Source organism: Streptococcus sp. HMSC062B01 (assembly GCF_001811085.1).
Classification (GTDB): Bacteria; Bacillota; Bacilli; order Lactobacillales; family Streptococcaceae; genus Streptococcus; species Streptococcus gordonii.
Map to the genome: position 1 here is coordinate 21,735 of NZ_KZ672767.1, position 7,798 is coordinate 29,532.

The 7,798-nt window shown below is 37.5% G+C and carries 9 protein-coding genes, 1 tRNA gene and 1 riboswitch; all 10 genes read right to left on the minus strand.

Features of this window, described 5'->3' with window-relative positions; genetic code table 11:
• Nucleotides 1-30 precede the first annotated feature (30 nt).
• Nucleotides 31-783 (minus strand): ABC transporter permease, encoded by a 753-nt coding sequence (locus HMPREF2780_RS02170; RefSeq protein WP_105026049.1) that lies wholly within the window; start codon nt 781-783, stop codon nt 31-33.
• Complete coding sequence (locus HMPREF2780_RS02175; RefSeq protein WP_045504760.1) at nt 746-1,036, minus strand: thiamine-binding protein; 291 nt, start codon at nt 1,034-1,036, stop codon at nt 746-748. The genes HMPREF2780_RS02170 and HMPREF2780_RS02175 overlap by 38 nt, the downstream gene beginning before the upstream one ends.
• Nucleotides 1,037-1,260: 224 nt before the next feature.
• A riboswitch (TPP riboswitch) is annotated at nt 1,261-1,362 on the minus strand.
• A 13-nt stretch (nt 1,363-1,375) separates the two neighbouring features.
• Nucleotides 1,376-2,035, minus strand: coding sequence for an HAD family hydrolase (locus HMPREF2780_RS02180; RefSeq protein ID WP_061596028.1), 660 nt, complete (start codon nt 2,033-2,035; stop codon nt 1,376-1,378).
• 78 nt (nt 2,036-2,113) lie between these two features.
• Nucleotides 2,114-2,971 (minus strand): class B sortase, LPKTxAVK-specific, encoded by an 858-nt coding sequence (srtB, locus tag HMPREF2780_RS02185; RefSeq protein WP_045504765.1) that lies wholly within the window; start codon nt 2,969-2,971, stop codon nt 2,114-2,116.
• Nucleotides 2,972-3,059: 88 nt separating this feature from the next.
• Nucleotides 3,060-3,647 (minus strand): amylase-binding adhesin AbpA, encoded by a 588-nt coding sequence (gene abpA / locus HMPREF2780_RS02190; protein ID WP_008810020.1) that lies wholly within the window; start codon nt 3,645-3,647, stop codon nt 3,060-3,062.
• A 216-nt stretch (nt 3,648-3,863) separates the two neighbouring features.
• On the minus strand, nt 3,864-4,829 hold the full coding sequence (locus HMPREF2780_RS02195; protein ID WP_008810021.1) for a ribose-phosphate diphosphokinase: 966 nt from the start codon (nt 4,827-4,829) through the stop codon (nt 3,864-3,866).
• A gap of 159 nt (nt 4,830-4,988) precedes the next feature.
• Nucleotides 4,989-6,176, minus strand: coding sequence for a peptidoglycan hydrolase PcsB (gene pcsB, locus HMPREF2780_RS02200; protein ID WP_105026050.1), 1,188 nt, complete (start codon nt 6,174-6,176; stop codon nt 4,989-4,991).
• Nucleotides 6,177-6,275: 99 nt separating this feature from the next.
• Nucleotides 6,276-6,776, minus strand: a complete 501-nt coding sequence (gene mreD / locus HMPREF2780_RS02205; protein WP_061596026.1) for a rod shape-determining protein MreD — start codon at nt 6,774-6,776, stop codon at nt 6,276-6,278.
• Between the two features lies 1 nt (nt 6,777).
• The gene (gene mreC, locus HMPREF2780_RS02210; protein WP_061596025.1) at nt 6,778-7,593 is read right to left on the minus strand and encodes a rod shape-determining protein MreC; all 816 of its coding nucleotides are present in this window, start codon (nt 7,591-7,593) and stop codon (nt 6,778-6,780) included.
• A 76-nt stretch (nt 7,594-7,669) separates the two neighbouring features.
• Nucleotides 7,670-7,757 (minus strand) — tRNA-Ser (locus tag HMPREF2780_RS02215).
• Between the last annotated feature and the right edge of the window lie 41 nt (nt 7,758-7,798).

Below are 7,798 nucleotides of genomic sequence, written 5' to 3' on the forward strand. Positions count from 1 at the left end.
TCTTTTTTGGAAAATAGCAGAGCTAAGCTCCTATTTCCACTTGATGACAAATTTTTCACTAATAGCTACCAGCTTCATACCCAGAAGACTGATAACTGATACTAAAACGATAATGGCAAACATGGTGTCATACTGGAAAAGCTTCTTAGACTGGATCATATAGACACCCAGCCCTTCAAAGCCGCCCAGCCATTCGGAGACCACAGTCGTGATAAAAGCATAGGAAACACTGACCCTCAGACCCGCATAGAAATAAGGTAAACTAGCTGGAATCTTAAAATGCCAGAGAATCTGCCATCGATTGGCCTGCATGAGTTCAAAGAGAGTCAAGGTATCTCTATCGCAATGCCGAAAACCATCCAGAATACTGACAATAATCGGAAAAGTCGTCGTCAAAATAATAAGCACAATCTTGGGCAAAATCCCATAACCCAGCCAGAGAACCAGAATTGGTGCCAAAGCAATGGTCGGAATCGTCTGCACCACAACCATCATGGGATAAATCAAATCATTGAGCCAGCTCAGACTATCCATGAGCACTGCCAGCAAGCAAGCTATAATAACTCCTAGCAGCAAACCCAACAAGGCTACTTTTAAGGTCGCCCAACTGTGTATAGCCAACAATTCTGCATCCCTAACAAAAGCCTGACATATTTCCAGAGGTGTTGGCAGAATAAACTTAGGCAAGAGCTTGAGCCAGCCCATGACCTGCCAAACGGCAAGTAAAACCACCATCCCTAAAAGACTAATCTGCTGGCGCAGAATATTTTTCAAGTTTCTCATCAATAGACAAAATCTCTCCATAATTTATCTTCACATTTGCAAATACATTATCTGCTTGACTGCCAGCCAATTCTATTGCCTTTCCCAATATAGGAAACAAATCTTCCCATTCTCCTTCTAAAACTGTTTCAAAAGGAGTTACCAACTGCCTCACGGGTTGTTTCTGCAGATACTCAATCACATCTTCAATGACTGCCAACCGTCCTTTATCAGTTGACAAGGGCAGAATTTGCAAAGCAATGCTCGCTTTCATCTCTTCACCTCCCTACATTCAAACTCTATCTGAGAATGATGCATACAGATACGATTCCATTTACTAACCAGACCGTTCTCTCCCTAATGAAAGAGATCGCAAGCTCTCTTTATAAAAACCTTGCACTTCATACAAAAACACCTTCTCCAATATGGAAAAGGTGTAGCATGCATCAGTATCCTAAAGATAGGCGAATCGCTCGCCACTTTTAGTAAAACCACAAGGTTTTTACAAATACTTTTCCCTACGCTGGCATTACCCAGATCAGGTGCGGTCGAAGTTTACACTTCCTCTCAGACTGTACACAGACTCCCATATATGTATATTATGATAGCGCAATCAGGACTCTATGTCAAGATTTGTGCTTAATCCCACTGAACCAAACATCCCCTTAGAAAGTAATAAACAATCCAGCGCCTCAATATTTTCCAATTCACTCTTGGCCAGTATTGTCTCAAAGCCCATTTCCCTTGCCGTATCCAAATTGACCTGAATATCATCCATAAAGACCGACTCTTCTGGTTTAAGATTATATTTCTCAAGTAGTTCCTGGTATATTTTTTTGTAAGGTTTTACTACTTTAACTTCTGAAGAGAGAATATAACCTGACAAAAGAGGAAAAATTGGCAATAATCCTGCCTGTTCAATCCTATAAAATATCTCACAGGTTGTTGATAAAATGTAAATATGATAGCCTAACTTTGACCATTGCTCTATTTTTTCTTGCAAATTTTGGTAGACATCCACAGCCTCATACCAGTGAAAAAATATTGTTTCAACTACAGCTTCAAAAGATGGATCTATATTCTGTTGAGCTAATTTGCAAGCTTCCGCCAAAGACAAGGACCCCCAATCCGTTTGGTGCCATAGGTGTGAATCAAAAATCGCTTCTCTCAGGGATTGTCGTCGCATTTCATCCGTTTCAAAATGCCTGAATATCTTATCTGGATTCCACTCAATCAAAACATTTCCTAAATCAAAAACCAAATTTTTAATCATAGTGTCCACCTCTGATCCCATTATAACATGTTTAAAAAATATAAAAAAGGCGAAAATAAATTCCGCCTCTTTAATAGCCTATCTAGTAGGAGTATATGTCAATTCTGACCCATGTTTCGCAAGGAAATCACTCATTTCAGAATCTGGAATCTGACGTAAGTAGAGGTTAGAACGAATTGTCTCATCCTCTTCACGACAGGTTGATAGCACAAGATATTTGTCGCTTGCTTTTACCTTAATGTCCTTGTTTTTAGTTCTAGATGCTTCATAGATACTGCTCAGCTGATCTGTAAAGTCCTTATCTCCATCAAAGCTAGTCCGATAGAAAGCCGTCTCCTCTGGTACAATAACCAAGCCCATTGCTTCATAGTAGAACTTACGCTCAGGTGTTTCAACAACAACATACTTGTGCTGATCGAAAAATTCCTGATTGTCATAGAAGTTGACATCGTTAAACATACGATTGTCCGCTACTTTACTTCCACGAGCATGACCAAAGAGCCAAGTCAAGCGATCACTAAAGTCTTTCTTATTATCTGTGTCCATAAAGACTGTCCCCATGTAAGGCTCATTCCCGCCTTCAAAGGTTTTATCAAGATAAGTAGAATTGTCTTTCGTCTGTACAACAGGTTCATCTAATTTTGTACCTGGAGCATAAACATAAGCAATAGCTTCACTATTAATAGCCTTTAAATCTGCAAAGCGCTTGGCTAAATACTCTTTTTCTTCCTTGCTTGGTTGATAAGTATTCTTTGTAGAGCTTTTTGTTACTTGACTAGTAGAAGCAGTCGTATTCGACTTAGGCGCTGACTTAAATGGATTAAAAATCAGCATTGCAGTTGCAACAGCAACAACAATGATACCTAATAAAGCACCAAATAGTTTTAAATTCTTATTTGGAGCCTTCTTAGTTTGTCTTTTAGCATTTTGACTCATAATATTTAAGTATTCCCCATTTTTTTCTAAGAAAATATCACTGAACCAATGGCCCAGTGATATTGTTTACATCAGTATCAATAAAGAATTATTTAACTGCTGAAGTTTTTGGAAGTGCTTTACCAGCAGCTTTACCTGCGTTTTTAGCAGCAGCTTCTGATTTTTTAGCTTCTTCTTTAGAAGCAGGAGTAGTAGCTCCTTTGTCTTCTGCAGCTGGGTTTTGGTTGTTAGCTGCACCAACACGTTTCAAGTAACGAGCGTTAGCTTGTTCAGGAGTTTCACCTTGGATGTATGTTTTGCCTTCTTGTTCTGTAGCGTTGTTGTATGTAGCTTGGAATTGTTGTACATATTTGTTACGTACAGCGTTGAAAGCGTTGTTGAATGCTGCTTCATAAGCTGCTTTAACTTCACCATAATTGTGGCTTCCACCTTCAACTGCATCAAGAGCAGCTTTAGCAGCTACTACTGCTGGATCTGCAGCAGCTTCTGCACGGATTTCACCATCATGTTGAGCCAAGTATTCGTTTACTTTATCAGCATTTGTGAATTGAGTTTGAAGGTAGTATGCGCCGTCGTTGTTACGAGCTGCATCAGTAGCTTCATCAGCAGAGAAAACTGGTGCTGCAGCTGCAAATAATGTAAGTGCTACCACGCTTGACAATAAAACTTTTTTCATCGTTTTATCTCCTTTTTCTTTTTAAAAAAATTATTCGTAACTCGGAGTTACTACCTATATTATATATATTTGCCCTATTTTTGTCAATAGTTTTTTTTATTATTTTGAAATTCATCATATGGTAGAAACGGCTTCGTTTCAATAAAAAATCCCCCTTATCTTGTGGTCAGGGGGAAGCATTTCAGAAATGTGTAATATTGTAACACTTTTATAATATTAATTTTTGCCAATTTCAAACAAAGGAGAAAGAGGACGTTTTTCATGGATACGAATAATTGCTTCTGAAAGAAGATCAGCAATAGAAATCTGCTCAATCTTATCTATTAAACGTTCTTGCGGAAGATAAATTGTATCCAAAACAACTAATTTCTTGATAGCAGATTTCTGAATATTTTCCATTGCAGGACCAGATAGGACTGGGTGAGTACAGCTAGCGTACACATCAACTGCACCTGCTTCAGCTAAGGCATCTGCTGCGTGACAGATGGTTCCTGCAGTATCAATCATATCATCGATCAAAATACAGGTTTTGCCCTTAACATTACCAATAATATTCATGACTTCACTAGTGTTCATCTTATCTACACTACGACGTTTATCAATAATAGCAATCGGTGTTTTTAGAAATTCCGCTAATTTTCTAGCACGTGAGACACCACCATGGTCAGGACTCACTACAACATAATCACTTCCAATCATTCCACGACGTTCAAAGTAATTAGCAATGAGAGGCGCCCCCATTAAATGATCAACTGGAATGTCAAAGAAACCTTGAATCTGTGAAGCATGTAAATCAATTGTCAGCAAACGATCAACACCAGCAATTTCTAGCATATTTGCTACTAATTTTGAAGTAATTGGTTCACGAGCACGGGCCTTACGGTCTTGTCTAGCATAACCATAGTAAGGCATAACCACATTGATAGATTCTGCACTTGCTCGCTTAAGTGCATCCACCATAATCAAAATCTCCATCAAATTATCGTTAACAGGTGAACTCGTAGACTGCAAAATAAAAACATGCTTGCCTCGAATTGATTCTTCAATATTTACTTGAATCTCCCCATCCGAAAACTGACGTACCGTCGACTTTCCAAGCTCCATTCCTATCCCTTTGGCTACCCGCTTGGCCAACTCTTGGTTAGAAGAAAGAGCAAAGAGCTTTAAATCAGAAAATGACATGTTTGCCTCCGAAAATTTATTCCATTTACATTTTAACCCTTTTTAAGGAATATTTCAATTTAGAATAAAGCGTTTTACAAAAAATATTTGAATAGTCTTACAAATACTTAATCTTGTGCTAAATATAAAAAGGTTGGAAATTCCAACCTTCTAAAATCTTTAATTTGGATAAATGTAACTAACTGTACCTTGTGCAGTTGTTGGATCAAACCAACCACGGTAGTTACCAATTGATTGTTGACCAAGATAGTTAGCTTCTGATACTTGAATGCTAGTTGTAGACTGAACAGCTGTTACAACAGCCACGTGTCCATAACCACCATCAGTCCAACATGCAATCGCTCCAACTTGTGGTTGAGAACCTACACGGAAGCCTGCTGCTGCTGCACTTGCTGCCCATTGACCTCCATTACCCCAGTAATTACCAGCCCAAGGTGCCAATGTTTTAGCTCCCCAAGTACACTGCCCAACAGGGTAAGTAGAAGCGTCTGAAGAATAAGATACATTAGACACTGCCGCTGCTGGTGCAGGTGCTGCTGCAGGAGTACCTCCAGAAACAGCTTGTATTTGTGCTGAGAGGTTTGTATTACCAGATGCTTGAATTGCTTGAAGTTGAGAAGCTTGTTGTGAACGGTAAGCTGCTTCAGCTGCTGCTGCTGCTTCAGCTGCTTTTTGTGCTGCTGCTTTTTGTTCTAAAAGAGAATTTTTCTCACCTTCGGCACTTGCTTTTTCAGCTGCAAGATTGATTTGTGCAACCTTCAATTCAGCTTCTTTAGTTGACAACGCTTGAGCATCATCAGCCAAGGTTTGTTGGTTAGCAATAACTGTGTTGATTGCTTCGTTATTAGCAATTTGTTTCTCAGCAATTGCTTCTTTATCCGCTTTTTGTTGTTCCAACATTTTATTGTTTGCGGAGATGATTTCATTCATAGCTGTCACACGTGAAATTGCTTCAGTGATAGAGCTTGAGTTAACAATCGTATTAATATAGCTTGTAACAGTTCCACTTGTTTGAGCGCTACGAGCTTGGTTTGCTAATGACTCATTACGTGCTACAATGTTTTTTGACAATTCATCGATTTCAGCTGAAAGTTTTTCAGATTCTGCTGTTAACTTTTCGTTTTCAGCCTGAAGCTTTTCTTGTTGTGATTTAATTGCTGATACTTGACTTTGAATTTGATCAACTTGAGCTTGTGCAGCTTGTTGTTGAGCATCTAAGCTATTAATTTTATTGTTCTGTGCAGCGATCTTGTCATCTGTTGTATCGGCATGCACATTCACTAGACTAGCGCCTTGTGTAAGAACCAAAGCACTTAATAACATCGAAGTGATAATTTTTTTCTTCATAAATAATTCTACTCCTATCCAATAAGACAATAATAAGTATAACAGAAAAAGACGTAGAATATGTTACGCCTTTATTACATTTTTATTTCTTCTTTTTTATCATAAATAAACTTTTTCCAAAACTGGTTGCAAAATTAGTAAAAGCAGGGAATTAAGCACCATTGTCGGAGCTAAACTATACACTATAAAAGTACTTATTTCCATACTAGTTAAAGAAACTAGATTAGCCAATAAAAAAGAAACAAATTCAAACAAGAATACCAGTATTAAAACGGACAAGAATCTAGTGATTTTATTGCCCATCATAATTGTATTATATTTATTGACTAATACACTCAATAGAGGAAGTAATAATGTGGCAATTCCAATTACATGAAAATAGTAAGCATCATAAAGAATACCTATCACTAAGAATATTGTAAATGCTGTTACATCAGACACTTCTACTGAAATAAATAGCAGAAAGATCAACACCAAATGGCAAACTAAATGGAAACTTATAGGTAAAAAGGAAGCAATTAAGGTTGAAATCTGGCCATCTAATAACATTAAAAAAAGCAATAACAACGGTATTCCCACATATTGTTTAAAAAGTCGCATATCAATTCCCCACCAAAGTTACCACACGAATGTCAGAAAAATCAGCACTTGGTTTAATATATACTTCTTTTGTCAAATAGTCACTACTTGAAGCTACAGAAGATACTTTCCCAACAGAAATATTTGCAACGGGATAAGATCCTAAGCCACTTGTAACAACTTTTGATCCCTCTTTAATCTCATCAGAAGTATTCAGCTGACTAACAATAAATGCTGACTTTTTTTCGTCATATCCTACAATAATACCATAAATTGTTTTTGAGCCACTTTGTATTCTAACAGATATATTTTCGTTATTTTTTTTATTCGTTAATAAACTAATTTGACTAGAATGTTCATTCACTTGATCAACACTTCCAATCAAGCCACCGTTACCAACAACAAGCATAGTTGAAGCTACTTTATTTTCTGATCCAACATTAACTGTCAACTCATTAGACCATGAAGCAGGAGTGCGAGCAATAACATCAGCGGATAGTTTCACATCACTTTTAATAGAATTCTTCATATCAAGCATTTCTCGAAGTTGGGCATTTTCTTCTTTTAAATCTGAAACTTCATTTGACGCTGAATCAATTTCATTTAAAGTAGCTTTTAACTCTTCATTCTCATGATAAGTATTAACCAAATGTTCCAAATCACTTTTCACATCAGTAAGTAAGTGGAATGGTTTTGACAAAACATTATCAACAAGGCTTAAAGCATTTGATGTCCCATTTACAAACCAAGTAGAATAAGTAGAAAGTAACAAAGCTGAAGCAGTTAAAATTAGAACAATGATCATTACAATTAATCTTGATTTTTTAAATTTTTTCATCTCAATACCTACAATCCCACAACAAAGTACAAAAAGTACAAGAAAAGGAGATAGCAAATGCTAAACTCCCTATTGACGGAGAATGGGGGATTCGAACCCCCGCGCCAGTTACCCGACCTAACGATTTAGCAAACCGTCCTCTTCAGCCTCTTGAGTAATTCTCCAACTATAAAATGGGCACGAGTGGACTCGAACCACCGACCTC

Excerpts from the sequence above, each read along its gene's own strand:
- HMPREF2780_RS02170 (WP_105026049.1), bottom strand. The coding sequence starts at position 783 with ATGAGAAACTTGAAAAATATTCTGCGCCAGCAGATTAGTCTTTTAGGG.
- HMPREF2780_RS02175 (WP_045504760.1), bottom strand. The coding sequence starts at position 1,036 with ATGAAAGCGAGCATTGCTTTGCAAATTCTGCCCTTGTCAACTGATAAA.
- HMPREF2780_RS02180 (WP_061596028.1), bottom strand. The coding sequence starts at position 2,035 with ATGATTAAAAATTTGGTTTTTGATTTAGGAAATGTTTTGATTGAGTGG.
- srtB (WP_045504765.1), bottom strand. The coding sequence starts at position 2,971 with ATGAGTCAAAATGCTAAAAGACAAACTAAGAAGGCTCCAAATAAGAAT.
- abpA (WP_008810020.1), bottom strand. The coding sequence starts at position 3,647 with ATGAAAAAAGTTTTATTGTCAAGCGTGGTAGCACTTACATTATTTGCA.
- HMPREF2780_RS02195 (WP_008810021.1), bottom strand. The coding sequence starts at position 4,829 with ATGTCATTTTCTGATTTAAAGCTCTTTGCTCTTTCTTCTAACCAAGAG.
- pcsB (WP_105026050.1), bottom strand. The coding sequence starts at position 6,176 with ATGAAGAAAAAAATTATCACTTCGATGTTATTAAGTGCTTTGGTTCTT.
- mreD (WP_061596026.1), bottom strand. The coding sequence starts at position 6,776 with ATGCGACTTTTTAAACAATATGTGGGAATACCGTTGTTATTGCTTTTT.
- mreC (WP_061596025.1), bottom strand. The coding sequence starts at position 7,593 with ATGAAAAAATTTAAAAAATCAAGATTAATTGTAATGATCATTGTTCTA.